Raw genomic sequence first — 17,286 nt, 5'->3', positions numbered from 1 at the left:
GAATTTAAAGGAGGTTCATGAGAATGTTGGATCAAAACGTTATAACAGAAACAAAAGCGGAGCATTTGCTTCATGAATATCAGCCGGGCGCCTTTTTCTTAGCGTCTCCTCATCGTGTACTGTTAGCGAAAGGTATATGTGAAATCGTACCGGAGGCAGACGGGCAAAACCAAATGGAAACCCTTTCTGGCCGAATTGCAGAGACGCTGCGTCAGGCAAAACAATCAGGGCAAAGCCGGCCGCTTGTTGTCGGGGCCGTTCCTTTTGATCAAGTAAAAGCAGCGCGGCTCGTTGTACCTGAAGAAGTGCGCTGGTCAGGACCGCTTCAATTTGATCATGAGGAAAAGGAACAGCAGGCTGGGCATACATACCACATAAAGCCTGTTCCTGAACCTGAGGATTATAAAAATGGTGTTGAACAAGGGCTGGCGCGCATTGCCGATGGAACACTCAGCAAAATCGTCCTGTCCAGATCACTGCATTTGACATCGCCTGAACCGATTCAGACGGATGAATTGCTTCGCCATCTGGCTCAGCATAACACGCATGGCTACACGTTTGCCGCAGACGTGTCCAGTCAGGAGGAAACGTCTCCCCGCCGAACATTGCTCGGAGCAAGTCCGGAGCTTCTCGTTTCAAGGATGGGAACACAGGTCGTTTCCAACCCATTAGCCGGCTCAAGGCCGCGCAGTAATGATCCTGTTGAAGACCAGCGCCGGGCAGCTGAATTGCTTTCTTCCGCAAAGGATCTTCATGAGCACGCGGTTGTCGCTGACGCGGTTGCGGCAGCGCTGAGACCTTTCTGCCGGACGCTGGAGGTTCCGGAGAAGCCTTCACTGATCAAAACGGAAACGATGTGGCACCTGTCCAGCGTGATTAAGGGAGAGCTTTCCGATCCGTCTGTAACCGCACTTGAATTGGCGGCGGCGCTCCACCCGACGCCAGCCGTCTGCGGAACACCGACTGATCTTGCAAGAGAAGCGATTCTCAGCATTGAACCATTTGACCGCGGTTTCTTTACCGGCATGGTCGGATGGTGTGACGATGCCGGTGACGGAGAATGGATCGTGACCATCCGTTGTGCAGAAGCAGAAGAACGCTCACTCCGCCTGTATGCTGGAGCTGGTGTTGTGGCCGGTTCAAAGCCTGAGGACGAGCTTCAGGAGACGTCCGCAAAGTTTCGGACAATGCTGCGGGCAATGGGCGTGGATCACATATGAACAGAATGAATTGCTGGAGGGATACAACATGCTGAAAGGATTTACGCCTTGGCCTGATGAGTTAGCTGAGACCTATCGAAAGAACGGCTGCTGGGCCGGTGAGACGTTTGGAGATTTGTTAAGGGACCGGGCAGCCAAATATGGTGATCGCATTGCCATTACATGCGGAAACACCCATTGGAGCTATCGAGAGCTTGACACAAGGGCTGATCGCCTGGCTGCCGGATTTCAAAAGCTCGGCATTCAACAGATGGATCGTGTTGTGGTGCAGCTGCCAAATATCAAAGAGTTTTTTGAAGTCATTTTCGCGCTTTTCCGTCTGGGGGCGCTTCCAGTCTTCGCACTGCCTTCTCATCGAAGCAGTGAAATTACATATTTTTGCGAGTTTGCTGAAGCGGCTGCATATATCATTCCCGACGCTTATTCCGGTTTTGACTACCGTTCGCTTGCCAGACAGGTTCAAAGCAAGCTGCCGACTTTGAAAAACATCATTGTCGTAGGTGAGGCAGAGGAATTTTTACCGCTGGAGGATTTGCATGCAGAACCTGTAAAACTGCCTGAAGTCAAATCATCGGATGTGGCGTTCCTCCAGCTTTCTGGCGGGAGCACCGGGCTATCGAAACTGATTCCGAGGACCCACGATGACTACATATACAGCCTGAAGCGGAGTGTGGAGGTCTGCTGGCTCGACCACAGCACGGTGTACTTGGCCGCGCTGCCGATGGCACACAATTATCCGCTGAGCTCACCCGGGGTTCTCGGCGTATTATACGCTGGAGGTAGAGTGGTATTATCTCCTTCTCCAAGTCCAGATGACGCATTTCCTTTAATTGAACGGGAAAAGGTCACGATAACTGCTCTTGTTCCGCCTCTTGCGATGGTATGGATGGATGCGGCATCCTCACGCCGTGATGATTTATCCAGCCTCCAAGTGCTGCAGGTCGGCGGTGCCAAGTTTAGTGCTGAAGCCGCGCGCAGGGTAAAAGCTGTTTTCGGCTGCACGCTGCAGCAGGTGTTCGGAATGGCAGAGGGTCTCGTCAATTATACGAGATTGGATGATCCTGAGGAGATCATTGTCAACACCCAAGGAAAACCGATGTCCCCATATGATGAAGTGCGTGTTTGGGATGATCAGGATCGCGACGTAAAACCTGGTGAAACAGGCCATCTGCTGACGCGGGGACCGTATACAATTCGCGGTTACTATAAGGCAGAAGAGCATAACGCCGCTTCATTTACTGAGGACGGTTTTTACCGTACGGGTGATATCGTCAGGCTGACACGAGACGGCTATATTGTCGTTGAAGGCCGGGCGAAGGATCAAATTAACCGTGGAGGAGAAAAGGTTGCGGCTGAAGAGGTAGAAAATCATCTGCTGGCGCATCCGGCTGTCCATGATGCAGCAATGGTCTCCATGCCTGATCAATTTCTTGGCGAAAGATCTTGTGTGTTCATTATTCCCCGGGATGAAGCCCCAAAAGCCGCAGAGCTTAAAGCATTTTTGAGAGAGCGCGGACTGGCGGCATATAAAATCCCTGATCGAGTTGAATTTGTCGAATCCTTTCCGCAGACAGGGGTAGGAAAGGTAAGCAAAAAGGCTCTTCGTGAAGCTATTTCCGAGAAACTTCTTGCAGGGTCAAAAAAATAAATCAACAATTTGAGAGGAAGTGTTCATATGGCTATACCTGCCATTCAGCCGTATCAAATGCCGACAGCATCTGATATGCCGCAAAACAAAGTCTCATGGGTGCCTGATCCAAATCGGGCGGTCCTATTAATACACGATATGCAAAACTATTTTGTCGATGCTTTCACAGCGGAAGCATCTCCGGTAATAGAGCTTTCAGCGAATATACGAAAGCTGAAGAATCAATGTGTTCAGCTTGGGATTCCTGTTGTCTATACCGCACAGCCGGGAAGCCAAAATCCGGATGACCGTGCGCTGCTGACAGACTTTTGGGGCCCGGGATTAAACAGCGGTCCTTATGAGGAGAAAATTATAACCGAGCTGGCACCGGAGGATGATGATCTTGTGCTGACAAAATGGAGATACAGCGCGTTTAAGAGAACGAATCTGCTTGAAATGATGCGCAAAGAGGGACGCGATCAGCTGATCATTACAGGAATTTACGCCCATATCGGCTGTCTTGTTACAGCATGCGAAGCATTTATGGAGGATATTAAAGCCTTTTTTGTGGGAGATGCAGTTGCTGATTTTTCATTAGAAAAACATCAAATGGCGCTGGACTATGCGGCTGGACGCTGTGCGTTTACCGTGATGACTGACAGTCTTCTTGATCAGCTGCAGAATGCGCCGGCAGACGTTCAAAAAACGTCAGCAAACACTGGCAAAAAGAACGTGTTTACATGTGAGAATATCCGTAAACAAATTGCTGAGCTTCTACAAGAAACATCGGAAGACATCACAGATCAAGAGGATTTGCTCGATCGTGGTCTTGATTCGGTAAGGATCATGACATTGGTGGAACAATGGCGCCGTGAAGGGGCAGAGGTGACTTTCGTAGAATTGGCTGAACGCCCAACGATCGAAGAATGGCAGAAATTGCTCACAACCCGCAGCCAGCAAGTGCTGCCAAACGCGGATTATTTATAAAAGGAGGGTAAACAAACGGATGCCTGATACAAAAGATCTTCAATATTCTTTGACCGGGGCGCAAACTGGCATATGGTTTGCTCAGCAGCTTGATCCGGACAATCCAATCTACAATACAGCGGAATATATAGAAATCAATGGACCAGTCAATATTGCTCTTTTTGAAGAAGCTTTGCGGCACGTGATCAAGGAAGCGGAATCGCTGCATGTCCGCTTCGGTGAAAATATGGACGGGCCTTGGCAGATGATAAACCCGTCTCCGGATGTACAGCTGCACGTCATTGACGTCAGCTCTGAGCCTGATCCGGAAAAAACAGCATTAAACTGGATGAAAGCTGATTTAGCAAAGCCGGTTGATTTAGGGTATGACCCTTTGTTCAATGAAGCTCTGTTTATTGCCGGGCCTGATCGTTTCTTTTGGTATCAGCGCATTCACCATATAGCGATCGACGGCTTCGGTTTTTCCCTGATAGCCCAGCGTGTGGCAAGTACATATACTGCGCTTATAAAAGGACAAACAGCTAAAAGCCGTTCCTTTGGGTCTCTCCAGGCCATTTTGGAGGAGGATACAGATTATCGCGGATCAGAGCAGTATGAGAAGGATCGTCAATTCTGGCTGGACCGTTTTGCAGATGCACCTGAAGTTGTGAGCTTGGCTGATCGGGCGCCAAGAACATCTAACAGTTTTCTTCGTCATACGGCATATCTGCCTCCGTCTGATGTAAACGCGTTAAAAGAAGCGGCGCGCTATTTCTCAGGAAGCTGGCATGAAGTCATGATTGCGGTGTCAGCTGTTTATGTGCACCGTATGACCGGCTCTGAGGATGTTGTGCTCGGCCTGCCCATGATGGGTCGGATAGGGTCCGCGTCACTAAATGTACCGGCTATGGTGATGAACCTTCTCCCGCTCCGTCTGACGGTAAGTTCTTCGATGAGCTTTTCTGAACTGATTCAGCAAATTTCCCGGGAAATCCGCAGCATTCGGCGACATCATAAGTATCGCCATGAAGAGCTTCGGCGCGATCTGAAATTGATAGGAGAAAATCATAGATTATATGGCCCTCAAATCAATCTTATGCCGTTTGATTACGGTCTCGACTTTGCCGGGGCCCGGGGCACAACGCATAATCTTTCAGCCGGTCCTGTTGATGATCTATCAATCAATGTATATGACAGAACAGACGGCAGCGGGCTGCGAATTGATGTTGATGCGAATCCTGAGGTATACAGTGAGTCTGATATTAAGCTTCATCAGCAGCGTATCCTGCAGCTGCTGCAAACGGCTTCTGCCGGAGAGGACATGCTGATTGGGCAAATGGAGCTTCTGTTGCCAGAGGAGAAAGAAAAAGTCATTTCTAAATGGAATGAGACGGCAATATCCGAGAAGCTGGTCAGCCTTCAGGACATGTTCGAAAAGCAGGCAGTTCTTACGCCAGAACGTATCGCTCTCATGTGTGATGACATTCAAGTCAACTATCGAAAGCTCAATGAAGAGGCAAACCGCCTCGCGCGTCTGTTGATCGAAAAAGGGATTGGTCCGGAGCAATTTGTCGCTTTGGCGCTGCCGCGTTCCCCTGAGATGGTGGCCTCAATGCTTGGTGTGCTCAAGACTGGTGCGGCGTATCTCCCCCTTGATCCGGAGTTTCCAGCCGACCGCATTTCTTACATGCTGGAGGATGCGAAACCTTCATGCATCATAACGACTGAGGAAATAGCAGCCAGTCTGCCTGATAACCTGGCTGTACCGGAGCTTGTGCTTGATCAGGCTGTTACACAGGAGATTATAAAACGCTATTCGCCGGAAAATCCGGATGTACCGGTTTCTCTTGACCATCCTGCGTATATCATCTATACCTCAGGATCAACAGGAAGACCGAAGGGTGTCGTTGTGACACAGAAAAGCTTAAGCAATTTTCTGCTGTCCATGCAGGAGGCATTTTCTCTAGGAGAAGAAGACAGGCTGTTGGCTGTGACGACTGTCGCTTTTGATATTTCAGCATTGGAGTTATATCTTCCGCTGATTAGCGGAGCGCAAATTGTGATCGCAAAGAAAGAAACGATCCGTGAGCCGCAGGCATTAGCCCAAATGATTGAAAATTTCGATATTAACATCATGCAGGCGACACCGACACTGTGGCACGCTTTGGTAACGAGTGAACCTGAGAAACTTCGGGGGCTTAGAGTGCTTGTAGGAGGCGAGGCGCTGCCGAGCGGTCTTTTGCAGGCGCTTCAAGACCTTCATTGTTCAGTCACGAACTTATACGGTCCCACTGAAACAACGATTTGGTCTGCCGCAGCTTTTCTTGAAGAAGGGCTGAAGGGCGTTCCTCCGATTGGGAAACCGATTTGGAACACGCAGGTGTATGTGCTTGATAATGGATTGCAGCCGGTGCCGCCGGGCGTTGTCGGAGAGCTTTATATTGCAGGCACCGGCTTGGCCAGAGGTTATTTCCATCGCCCTGATTTAACGGCGGAGCGCTTCGTTGCAGATCCATACGGACCGCCGGGAACTCGGATGTATCGGACCGGAGACCAGGCCCGCTGGCGCGCCGATGGGTCTTTGGATTATATCGGGCGGGCGGATCATCAAATCAAAATTCGCGGATTCCGAATTGAACTTGGAGAAATTGATGCCGTGCTTGCCAATCATCCGCACATTGAACAGGCCGCGGTTGTTGTACGGGAAGATCAGCCGGGAGACAAACGATTGGCGGCTTATGTAGTCGCTGATGCTGCTATTGATACTGCAGAGCTTCGTCGTTATATGGAGGCTAGTCTTCCTGATTATATGGTACCGGCGGCGTTTGTGGAGATGGACGAGCTGCCGTTAACACCTAATGGCAAGCTTGACCGGAAAGCACTGCCGGCACCAGACTTCAGCACATCTGTCAGTGATCGGGCCCCGCGGACTCCTCAGGAAGAGATATTGTGTGACTTGTTTGCAGAGGTTCTCGGTTTGGCACGCGTCGGTATCGATGACAGTTTCTTCGAGCTTGGGGGCCATTCTCTTCTTGCAGCCCGTCTGATGGGCCGCGTTCGCGAGGTAATGGGAGCCGAACTTGGTATCGCCAAGCTCTTTGACGAACCGACAGTAGCCGGACTCGCTGCCCATCTTGATTTGGCGCAGAGTGCACGTCCCGCTTTGCAGAGAGCTGAGCGGCCTGAAAAGATCCCGCTCTCATTTGCCCAGCGCCGGCTATGGTTCCTGCATTGTCTGGAAGGACCGAGTCCTACTTATAATATTCCAGTTGCTGTCCGTTTGTCGGGTGAGCTGGATCAAGGATTGCTGAAAGCGGCACTTTATGACCTCGTCTGCCGTCATGAAAGCCTTCGGACGATCTTCCCTGAATCACAGGGGACATCCTATCAGCATATTTTAGATGCCGGTCAAGCCCATCCTGAGTTACATGTTACTGAAATTGCTGAGAAGGAGCTTTCTGATCGGCTTGCCGAAGCTGTACGCTACAGCTTTGATCTTGCAGCTGAACCTGCTTTTCGTGCCGAGCTTTTTGTGATAGGTCCTGACGAGTACGTGCTGCTTCTTCTCGTACATCATATTGTCGGGGACGGCTGGTCCTTAACACCGCTGACCCGAGACCTTGGGACGGCTTATGCGGCTCGCTGCCACGGACGAGCTCCCGAATGGGCGCCTCTTGCTGTGCAGTATGCAGACTATGCGCTTTGGCAGCAAGAACTGCTTGGAAACGAGGATGATCCAAATAGCTTGATTGCCGGACAGCTTGCTTTCTGGAAAGAAACCTTGAAAAACCTGCCTGATCAGCTTGAGCTGCCAACCGATTATTCACGTCCGGCTGAGCCGAGTCATGATGGAGATACGATTCATTTTCGTATTGAGCCCGAGCTTCATAAGCGATTGCAGGAGCTGGCTCGCGCAAATAGGGTGAGCATGTTTATGGTGCTTCAATCCGGTCTCGCCGCTTTATTGACAAGGCTCGGGGCGGGCACCGACATTCCGATCGGCAGTCCGATCGCGGGACGGAATGATGATGCGCTGGGCGATCTTGTAGGGCTGTTCATTAATACATTGGTGCTCAGAACTGATACGTCCGGTGACCCAAGCTTTCGTGAGCTTCTAGACAGAGTACGGGAAGTGAATCTGGCCGCCTATGACAATCAGGATCTACCGTTTGAGAGACTTGTAGAGGTGCTCAATCCGGCTCGTTCGCGTGCGACGCATCCTTTATTCCAAATCATGCTTGCGTTCCAAAACACACCGGACGCTGAACTGCATCTTCCTGATATGGAGAGCAGCCTGCGAATCAACAGTGTCGGTTCTGCCAAGTTTGATTTGACGCTGGAAATCAGTGAAGATCGCCTTGCTGACGGGACACCAAACGGAATGGAAGGACTGCTTGAATACAGCACTGATCTTTTCAAGCGGGAAACTGCTCAGGCTCTTGCTGACCGTTTGATGCGGCTGTTGGAGGCTGCCGAGTCTGATCCTGACGAGCAAATCGGAAATCTGGATATTCTTGCGCCAGAGGAACGCAGCAGCATGGTGCCAGATTGGCAAAGTGTATCTGAAAAGATTCCGCACGCAAGTTTGCCAGAGCAGTTTGAGAAGCAGGCTGCTTTACGTCCTGATGCTATTGCCGTTGTATATGAAGATCAGGCACTGAGCTATGCAGAGCTGAATGAAAGAGCAAATCGGCTTGCCCGATTCCTAATTAGTGAAGGTGTCGGGCCGGAGCAATTTGTGGCATTGGCACTGCCCCGATCGTTGGAAATGGCTGTCGGCCTATTGGCGGTGCTAAAAGCCGGGGCAGCTTATCTCCCTCTTGATCCGGATTATCCGGCTGATCGAATTGCTTTTATGCTAAAAGATGCCCAGCCTGCGTTTATCATGACGAACACTAAAGCTGCAAATCACATTCCGCCAGTTGAAAACGTGCCGAAAATCGTGCTGGATGATCCCGAGCTGGCAGAGAAACTAAACACGTACCCTGTAGAGAATCCAAAAAATAAGGATAGGACTCAGCCGCTTTCGCCTTTGAATACGGCGTATGTCATTTATACATCCGGCTCAACAGGTGTTCCAAAAGGTGTGATGATTCCTCACCAAAATGTAACACGTTTATTTGCAGCGACCGAGCACTGGTTCCGTTTCAGCTCAGACGATATCTGGACCATGTTCCATTCCTATGCGTTTGATTTTTCGGTGTGGGAGATCTGGGGTCCTCTGCTGCATGGCGGACGTCTTGTGATCGTGCCCCACCACGTCAGCAGATCGCCAGAAGCGTTTCTGCGCCTGCTTGTCAAAGAGGGTGTGACTGTTCTGAACCAGACACCGTCTGCTTTCTATCAGTTTATGCAGGCGGAACGGGAACAGCCGGATCTCGGACAGGCACTTAGTCTGCGCTATGTCATTTTTGGCGGAGAAGCGCTTGAACTCAGCCGTTTAGAGGATTGGTATAACCGCCACCCTGAAAATAGACCGCAGCTTATCAATATGTATGGGATTACAGAAACGACGGTGCATGTGAGCTATATCGAATTAGACCGAAGCATGGCAGCTTTACGGGCAAACAGCTTGATCGGCTGCGGCATTCCCGATCTTGGTGTATACGTGCTGGATGAACGCCTGCAGCCGGTCCCGCCGGGTGTTGCCGGAGAGCTGTATGTATCAGGAGCGGGGTTAGCACGAGGTTATCTAGGTCGGCCTGGTTTAACATCTGAACGCTTCATAGCTGATCCGTTCGGTCCTCCAGGCACTCGGATGTACCGCACTGGGGATGTGGCCCGCCTCCGCGCTGACGGTTCTCTCGACTATGTAGGCCGTGCAGACCATCAAGTGAAAATTCGGGGATTCCGGATTGAATTGGGAGAAATTGAAGCCGCGCTTGTTCAGCATCCGCAGCTTGAAGATGCGGCAGTGATCGTTCGTGAGGATCAGCCGGGAGATAAACGGTTGGCAGCTTATGTCATCCCTTCGGAAGAAACATTTGATACGGCGGAACTGCGCAGATATGCTGCGGAGAGACTGCCGGATTACATGGTGCCTGCTGCCTTTGTGACGATGAAAGAATTGCCGCTGACACCGAATGGAAAGCTTGATCGTAAAGCGCTGCCCGCTCCGGATTTCGCAGCGGCAGTGACAGGACGAGGACCGAGAACGCCGCAGGAAGAAATTCTCTGTGACCTCTTTATGGAGGTGCTTCACTTGCCGCGTGTCGGCATTGATGACCGTTTCTTTGATTTAGGAGGACATTCCTTGCTTGCTGTACAGCTCATGAGCCGCATTCGTGAAGCGCTCGGCGTTGAACTCAGCATCGGCAACTTGTTCGAAGCACCTACTGTAGCCGGGCTCGCTGAAAGACTTGAAATGGGATCAAGCCAAAGCGCTCTTGACGTTCTGCTGCCGCTCCGAACAAGTGGAGACAAGCCTCCTTTATTCTGTGTTCATCCGGCAGGGGGGCTCAGCTGGTGTTATGCCGGTTTGATGACCAATATAGGAACAGATTATCCGATCTACGGCTTGCAGGCACGGGGAATCGGGCAGCGCGAGGAGCTTCCGAAAACACTTGATGACATGGCTGCCGATTACATTAAACAAATCCGAACGGTCCAGCCAAAAGGCCCGTACCATCTGCTGGGCTGGTCCCTGGGCGGGAATGTCGTTCAAGCGATGGCTACCCAGCTGCAAAATCAAGGAGAAGAAGTATCCCTGTTGGTGATGCTGGACGCCTATCCGAACCACTTCCTTCCTATAAAAGAGGCACCGGATGATGAGGAAGCGCTTATTGCCCTTCTGGCATTAGGCGGGTACGATCCAGACAGCTTAGGGGAAAAACCGCTAGATTTTGAAGCGGCGATTGAGATTCTTCGCCGTGACGGCAGTGCGCTTGCGAGCCTGGATGAAACGGTCATTTTAAATTTGAAGAATACGTATGTCAATTCTGTCGGCATTTTAGGTTCCTATAAGCCGAAAACCTTCCGTGGAAATGTTTTGTTTTTCAGATCAACAATCATTCCTGAATGGTTTGACCCGATTGAACCTGACTCGTGGAAGCCTTATATTAACGGACAGATTGAACAAATCGACATCGACTGCCGTCATAAAGATTTATGTCAGCCGGAACCTCTGGCTCAAATCGGCAAGGTTCTCGCTGTCAAATTGGAAGAGTTGAATAAATAAGGGAGGAGAAATAGAATGGCAAATCCTTTTGAAGATGCGGATGGCACGTATTTGGTGCTGATCAATGAAGAAGGCCAATATTCCCTATGGCCCGGTTTTATAGATGTGCCGAACGGCTGGACAGTCGTTCATGAGCAAAAAGGGCGTGAAGCTTGTTTGGACTATATCCAATCGCATTGGAGCGATATGAGGCCAAACAGCCTAAAGACTGTTGAAAATGTGTAATCGTATCAAAAAGAGACTGCTCGCCGCAGTCTCTTCAGCGTGTCGATAAACCCTCGCATTCGTTGTCAAGTCTGCGCGTTGGTGCTCACGAATTAGAACATTCGCTCCGCTCCAATGCTCATCTTTCCTAGAATTCAAGGGTTTTCAATCACGCTGAAAACATGACAAAATCCTAAAGCTTTTAAAACGCTTTAGGATTTTGTCAACAAACTTCCGAAGAGACTGCTCGCCGCAGTCTCTTTTTCTATCTTACGCAGACGTTTGGGTATGATCACAATCCCTGACCGGGTTTCCGTTTTCATCTGTACACCAAGATTGGGATAAAAACGCTAAAAACACAGCGGCCCACTGATCTGCAAACTGAATCAGAATACCCCCGTCATGCCAAGAGCCGTTGTCTTTTTTCCAGCGGGTATCCATTGCATTCCCTTGATTCATATGGATATTGTGCATTCCGTTGGTCGGGGTAAAGCCGAATATTTTATCTGCAGCCTGTTCAGGTCCGAATTTTGAACCGAATATATAAACCGGCGCTTTCTCATCTTGTGCTTTCTTCATATAGGTTTCAATAAAATCATTTAAATCATTATCAGGTCCTGTGATTTCATGAGGCAAAGGCTTCATTTCCCGCGGGTCAAACAAATTGCCCCGCACATAATCCAGTGCCACTTCACGGTTTGCTTCATTGATCCTTGTATATCCATACGGCATGTTCGGAAGGATGGTAATTGAGCCCGAATCAAACTGATCGTCAGCCAAATACAATACTTCAGATTCCTCAGAACTGGACATCACATTGATGGCGCACCTGTAATACGTATTCTCTTCACCGAGCATTTTGACTTGGAAATGAGGACTGTCATCATCTGTTTCCCGCTTCATGTCTAAGACTATGCCTTTTAACACGCCATATTGCTGAACAGCCATATGAATCCTCCTTTATGATCAACTTCATAGTCATAATTCGTGAAATGGTCTCTTTTTTCCTTTTAAAAAATAAAAAAGCCTGCAGAAATCTTTCTGCAAGCTCATTGTGAATTAAGCACCCGCTACAGATGATTCATCCTGTAAAGCTTTCTCGGCAGGAACATACTCATAGCCTAGATCTCTTGCTACAGCTTCATAGGTCACGTGTCCGTTTGCGGTGTTTAAACCCGCTCTCAGTGCCGCATTGTCTGCGAGCGCTTTTACTGCCCCTTTGTTCGCGATTTGCAGCGCGTATGGAACAGTAACGTTAGTCAGGGCGATTGTTGACGTACGAGGGACTGCGCCCGGCATGTTCGCTACAGCATAATGCACAACCCCGTGTTTTTCATATGTTGGCTGATCATGTGTTGTGATATGGTCGACAGTTTCGACGATGCCGCCTTGGTCGATCGCTACATCAACAATGACTGAACCAGGTTTCATTTGTTTTACCATTTCCTCAGTGACAAGAGTCGGAGCTTTAGCACCCGGAATTAATACCGCGCAAATGAGGAGATCCGCTTCCGCTACAGCATCAGCAATATTGACCGGATTAGAAATTAACGTTTTAATCTGATGGCCGAAGATGTCATCAAGCTGGCGCAAGCGGTCTGCGTTTAAGTCAATGATCGTCACATCTGCACCGAGGCCGACAGCCATTTTCGCCGCGTTTGTCCCGACAACGCCTCCTCCGATAATCGTTACTTTTCCGCGAGAAACGCCCGGCACCCCGGCAAGCAGAATGCCTTTTCCGCCTTTAGGCTTTTCTAAGAATTGAGCGCCGATTTGCGCCGCCATTCTGCCCGCAACCTCAGACATTGGTGTCAGAAGAGGCAATGCCCGGCCTTCACTGACCGTTTCATATGCGATGGCAGTTACTCCTTTATCCTTCAAGGCCTGTGCAAGCTCAGGCTCAGCTGCTAAATGAAGGTACGTAAACAGCACAAGTCCTTTGCGGAAATAAACATATTCTTCCGGCAGCGGTTCTTTTACCTTCATGACCATTTCGGCGTCCCAGACCTGTTTCGGATCAGCAATGATTTCCGCTCCTGCTGACTCATAGGCTTCATTTTCAAATCCGCTTCCAAGGCCCGCGCCTGTTTCAACCAGCACCCGGTGACCGTTTGAAATGAGCTGAGAAACGCCCCCGGGTGTTAATGCGACACGGTTTTCATTGTTTTTTATCTCTTTAGGAACCCCTATGATCATATCTGTCTCCTCCTGTATCTGTGATATTTTTAGTGTAGCTTGATATTTTGGAAAATTCTTTGTTTGATTAAGAAAATAAAAAAACATGGATTTGTGAAATTTCACAAATCCATGTGCCGAAGTTTGATATCTAAATAGATGGTGAATTTTTGATTCACATTTTTCAAATCAATTTCAGCGATCTGGCTGATCCGCTTGAGTCGGTAATTCAACGTATTAACGTGTATATTTAACAGCTTAGAAGCGGTATTCACGTTGCTGTCTGCTTCAATAAAGCGCTCTAGCGTCTCTACCATATTTGACTGGTGATCCCGGTCATATTGTTCCAGTTTGGAAAGCGAGTAATTATAATGGCCCGCCTGTTTCCGTTTTTCATTTAAGACATCTAAGTATTGATAAATGCCTAACTCAGAAAAGCTGAAAAAATGTTTGGTCTCTTCAGCGAACCGTTCCTTCGTTTTTAAGACGGACAATGCTTCCTGATAGGAGCGGGAGACAAAAGAAATAGAGTTGTATATTCCGCCAAAAGCGATAGAAACGTCTTCTATTTTATACCGCTCCTTCAGCTGTTTTTGCGTACTTAAAGCAAACTGTTTTAAATCTTGAAAAGGATGATCTGTTTTGGGTGAGGTTAATATAATAAGTTCATTGGAATCTACGGTCGCCAGCAGCACGTAAACCTGCTGGGTCGTTTCCTGTAAATATTGCAGCTGCTGTTCGATTTTTTCAGTCAGCTCGCCATTTATGCGGATGATCATAACGGAAAACTCTGAAGGAGCGGCCATTCCAAGCTTATGGAACCCATCCGCCATATCATCCTCCTGATGGATGTGTCCGGTCAGCATTTTCCAGAAAAATTCTTGGCTGCGTTCTTCATTTTTCGTTTTTCTGATTTGAAGTTTGAGAAGCTTGTTTTTCACTGCTTTTGCTGCCATTTGCAATGTCAGCAGATCTTCATCGGACAATGTTTTTTGGATCTCAAGCGCCCATATGAAGCCAAGTACTTGCTTGTTTTTCCAAATCGAAATAGCGACGCGATTGCTCAACCCGACTTCATCAATTTGCTTGACTCTGATCGGCTGGTCCGTTTTTAAGAGAGCTGGAATTGTCCCATCTTTCCACAACTTGTTAATCACCTTCTCCGGTACCCTTCTGCCAATAATGGTAGACGTCCGGGCAGGGTCTGTGCAGTCGCTGTGTGTACTGTAGGCAAGCAGCTTGTGGTTAACATCCTCTATGGTGATCGGGCACCGCAGAACGTCGCTGATATGATCAGCCACATCTTCAAGTCTGTCAAAACTATATTTAAACGGATCATTCGGCATGGTCATAAATCTCCCTACTTTTCGTGCTTGATTTCTCTTTGACATCTCATCCCCTTCCTTTTATTATGATTGTTGTTGTTTGTGAAAATCAACAACAAAGAACAGAAGCAAAAAAACAATTTCATGAGAGAAACGTTCTATATACATTTGGCGGTGTAATCGCCTTTTTGCAGGACAGTTGTATGCCTCATATAATACGACAGCTTATCCTATTAATCTTCTAAGAAAGTCATCGGAGGCGAGACTAATTAAGGAAAGAAAAAACTGAACCTTTCAGAAATGGTGCTGTAGCATCAAATTTTCTGAAAGGTTTTTTTTGGGAGTTGGAGAGTTATTTGGGTCTTTTGGATTATTCGGAGAATGAAGAGAAGATTAAGAAAATAAACCTATTTACTTTACAGTATATGTCATTTTAAAGTGATTCGGGGTAAACCATTGGACTCATTTTGTAAAATTAAAACATATTTGTTTGACTATGCCGAAAAACTGTTTTTATAATAATGACGTTCTAAAAATAAGTGAATTAGCCCATATTTAGGCTGATGGCACAGGAGGTAATGAGGAATATGGCAGGATTAATTCGTGTCACACCCGAAGAGCTAAGAGCGATGGCGAAGCAATACGGCGTTGAAAGCCAAGAAGTATTAAATCAGGTTGATCGTTTAAACCGAATGATCTCTGATTTGAAAAGCATGTGGGAAGGTGCTTCAAGCGAAGCGTTCGCAGATCAATACGAGCAGCTCAAACCTTCATTTATCAAAATGTCAGATTTGCTTCAAGATGTGAATCAGCAGCTTGATCAAACAGCAAATACACTTGAGTCTACTGACCAAGACATCGCAAATCAAATCCGCGGATAACAGTATGAAAGGGAAGGAGCGCCTGATTCAAAAGAAGACGGCGCTCTTTCTATGTAAGGGTGATCCTAAATGTATATTGATATTACAATAGATTTGAAACATTATAACGGCAGTGTCTTTGATCTCAGATTGTCAGATTACCACCCGGTGAAAAAAGTAATTGATATTGCTTGGCAGGCCCAAAGCGTATCTATGCCTCCGCGCGAAGGGCACTGGATCAGAGTGGTGAACAAGGATAAGGTGTTTTCCGGAGAATGCAAGCTGTCTGATTGCGGCATTACAAACGGAGACCGGCTTGAAATATTATGAAAGGATCTGGTTGAATGTCAGGTAAACAAAAATCATATTTAGAAAACCAATTAGAAGCTGTTGCCGAGAAAACAGATGCCGGCTATACATTTACCTTTCAACGGGAAAAAATAAAGCTTCTCGACGGTCTTGAAGCTAACGTGATCAAAGATATAAATCCATTTTTTCATAAAGAAATCGATGTGACGGATGATGAAGTAATCATCACAATCCAACCTCCCTCCTCCTATAAAGCATTCCGCTTCATGAAAGCTAAGGATAAAAAAAGTAAATGGCAGTTTGCCTATCAGCTTGTTCAAGCCGTACAGCAGCACAATCTGTCGAGGCTGAATTTGATTGTCGCTCCTGAAAACATTGTATTCGATAAAGGGCTTACGCCTTATTTTCTCCATTATGGAGTAAAAGAAAGCATTCCTCCTTACGAGCGTGATGAGGAAAGAGTATGGCAGGAGCTGAAAGCGGCAGCGGCTTTGGCAGTTGACGGCGCTTTTGCGTTTGAAGACTACCTGAAATTCAATGAAACGCTGACGTTCTCCGCAGAGGCAAAGGCGATATTAGATGCTGAATCCTATGATGATTTGCTCGAGCTGATTCAAACCCATATTGATGAGCTCGAAGCCAAAGCAAAAACATACATACATATCCCGAGAAAGAAGTGGAACATCCAGCGATATATCGGCCTGGGGCTCATTGTTTTGCTTGTACCGGCACTTATTTATTCGATGTACGCCTTATTTTTCGCGCAGCCAAAGCACCAGGCGATAGTGGACAGCAACCGTGCGTTCTTAAACAAGCAGTACAGTGAAGTCATCAGCACACTGTCCAAGTACGATGCGGAAAGCCTGCCTGAATCGGTGCAGTATCAGCTGGCGACGTCCTATGTTGAGGTCGAAAACCTGGGGAGTGCAAAAACCAAAAATATAGAAAATAACTTAGTCACCCTTCAATCAGACCCTCAGCATTTCTTGTATTGGATTGATTATGGTCGAGGAGAATACAAAGAAGCGATCAGTATCGGCCGTAAGCTTGAATACAATGATTATATTTACTTTGCCCTAGCTAAATATAAACAGCAGCTTTTATCTGAGGATACAAATGATGAAGACATACAAAAAGAACTTGACTCAGTAAATAGTGAGCTTGAAAAAGCCCAAAAAGAACGTCAAGAAAATAAACAGTCTAATTCTGAAACATCGTTAGTCGATACAAGCGAAGAACAGACACAAACAGACGAAGAAAAACAAGCAGAAGAGAAAGCGGCAGAAGAAAAAGCCGCAGCCGAGGAAAAAGCGAAAAAAGAAGAACAGAAGAAAAAAGAAGACGAGAAAAAAGAAACAGAAAAGAAAGATGAGAAAAAAGATGACAAATAACGTGAGACATGAAGCACAGGTCATCGCATGCT

Annotated in this window: 11 protein-coding genes; 8 read left to right on the top strand and 3 right to left on the bottom strand. The window is 47.8% G+C overall.

Going from position 1 to position 17,286, the window contains the following annotated elements:
• Nucleotides 1-23: 23 nt before the first annotated feature.
• The 5 genes from dhbC to AC07VD_RS00520 are packed head-to-tail and all read left to right on the top strand — an operon-like array spanning nt 24 to nt 11,215.
• On the top strand, nt 24-1,220 hold the full coding sequence (gene dhbC, locus AC07VD_RS00540; protein WP_042974556.1) for an isochorismate synthase DhbC: 1,197 nt from the start codon (nt 24-26) through the stop codon (nt 1,218-1,220).
• Nucleotides 1,221-1,248: 28 nt separating this feature from the next.
• Entirely contained in the window at nt 1,249-2,868 is a 1,620-nt protein-coding gene (locus AC07VD_RS00535; protein WP_494721616.1) for a (2,3-dihydroxybenzoyl)adenylate synthase, read from the top strand.
• A 27-nt stretch (nt 2,869-2,895) separates the two neighbouring features.
• Nucleotides 2,896-3,834, top strand: coding sequence for an isochorismatase (locus AC07VD_RS00530; protein ID WP_106073425.1), 939 nt, complete (start codon nt 2,896-2,898; stop codon nt 3,832-3,834).
• 19 nt (nt 3,835-3,853) lie between these two features.
• Nucleotides 3,854-10,990, top strand: a complete 7,137-nt coding sequence (dhbF, locus tag AC07VD_RS00525) for a non-ribosomal peptide synthetase DhbF (protein WP_494721617.1) — start codon at nt 3,854-3,856, stop codon at nt 10,988-10,990.
• 15 nt (nt 10,991-11,005) lie between these two features.
• Nucleotides 11,006-11,215: an MbtH family protein gene (locus AC07VD_RS00520; RefSeq protein ID WP_217017046.1), complete on the top strand. Its 210-nt coding sequence runs from the start codon at nt 11,006-11,008 to the stop codon at nt 11,213-11,215.
• A 249-nt stretch (nt 11,216-11,464) separates the two neighbouring features.
• Here the strand turns inward: AC07VD_RS00520 and AC07VD_RS00515 are convergent, their stop codons facing one another.
• The 3 genes from AC07VD_RS00515 to adeR form a co-directional block, all read right to left on the bottom strand.
• Nucleotides 11,465-12,142 carry a YukJ family protein gene (locus tag AC07VD_RS00515; RefSeq protein WP_003228755.1) on the bottom strand — a complete coding sequence of 226 codons (678 nt, stop codon included), beginning with the start codon at nt 12,140-12,142 and terminating at the stop codon, nt 11,465-11,467.
• A gap of 111 nt (nt 12,143-12,253) precedes the next feature.
• Nucleotides 12,254-13,390, bottom strand: coding sequence for an alanine dehydrogenase (gene ald / locus AC07VD_RS00510; protein ID WP_080529744.1), 1,137 nt, complete (start codon nt 13,388-13,390; stop codon nt 12,254-12,256).
• 101 nt (nt 13,391-13,491) lie between these two features.
• A complete protein-coding gene (gene adeR, locus AC07VD_RS00505; protein ID WP_080529743.1) occupies nt 13,492-14,760 on the bottom strand; it encodes a sporulation transcriptional activator AdeR in 1,269 nt (422 codons plus the stop codon).
• A 521-nt stretch (nt 14,761-15,281) separates the two neighbouring features.
• Here adeR and AC07VD_RS00500 point away from each other — a divergent pair.
• From AC07VD_RS00500 to essB, 3 genes are all read left to right on the top strand, one after another.
• Nucleotides 15,282-15,575, top strand: coding sequence for a WXG100 family type VII secretion target (locus AC07VD_RS00500; protein WP_003220661.1), 294 nt, complete (start codon nt 15,282-15,284; stop codon nt 15,573-15,575).
• Between the two features lie 69 nt (nt 15,576-15,644).
• Nucleotides 15,645-15,884: an ESX secretion system protein YukD gene (gene yukD / locus AC07VD_RS00495; protein ID WP_003228763.1), complete on the top strand. Its 240-nt coding sequence runs from the start codon at nt 15,645-15,647 to the stop codon at nt 15,882-15,884.
• Between the two features lie 14 nt (nt 15,885-15,898).
• The gene (gene essB, locus AC07VD_RS00490) at nt 15,899-17,254 is read left to right on the top strand and encodes a type VII secretion protein EssB (protein WP_024573120.1); all 1,356 of its coding nucleotides are present in this window, start codon (nt 15,899-15,901) and stop codon (nt 17,252-17,254) included.
• The last annotated feature ends 32 nt before the right edge of the window (nt 17,255-17,286 follow it).

This window comes from Bacillus sp. GW821-FHT01G09, assembly GCF_059422205.1.
The sequence above is the reverse complement of the archived record's forward strand: the minus strand, read 5'-3'. Positions and strand labels throughout refer to the sequence as shown.

Bases quoted from the DNA above. Each gene is read 5' to 3' on its own strand.
- adeR (WP_080529743.1), bottom strand. From the start codon at position 14,760: ATGTCAAAGAGAAATCAAGCACGAAAAGTAGGGAGATTTATGACCATG.
- essB (WP_024573120.1), top strand. From the start codon at position 15,899: ATGTCAGGTAAACAAAAATCATATTTAGAAAACCAATTAGAAGCTGTT.
- AC07VD_RS00500 (WP_003220661.1), top strand. From the start codon at position 15,282: ATGGCAGGATTAATTCGTGTCACACCCGAAGAGCTAAGAGCGATGGCG.
- AC07VD_RS00520 (WP_217017046.1), top strand. From the start codon at position 11,006: ATGGCAAATCCTTTTGAAGATGCGGATGGCACGTATTTGGTGCTGATC.
- yukD (WP_003228763.1), top strand. From the start codon at position 15,645: ATGTATATTGATATTACAATAGATTTGAAACATTATAACGGCAGTGTC.
- AC07VD_RS00535 (WP_494721616.1), top strand. From the start codon at position 1,249: ATGCTGAAAGGATTTACGCCTTGGCCTGATGAGTTAGCTGAGACCTAT.
- dhbC (WP_042974556.1), top strand. From the start codon at position 24: ATGTTGGATCAAAACGTTATAACAGAAACAAAAGCGGAGCATTTGCTT.
- ald (WP_080529744.1), bottom strand. From the start codon at position 13,390: ATGATCATAGGGGTTCCTAAAGAGATAAAAAACAATGAAAACCGTGTC.
- AC07VD_RS00530 (WP_106073425.1), top strand. From the start codon at position 2,896: ATGGCTATACCTGCCATTCAGCCGTATCAAATGCCGACAGCATCTGAT.
- AC07VD_RS00515 (WP_003228755.1), bottom strand. From the start codon at position 12,142: ATGGCTGTTCAGCAATATGGCGTGTTAAAAGGCATAGTCTTAGACATG.
- dhbF (WP_494721617.1), top strand. From the start codon at position 3,854: ATGCCTGATACAAAAGATCTTCAATATTCTTTGACCGGGGCGCAAACT.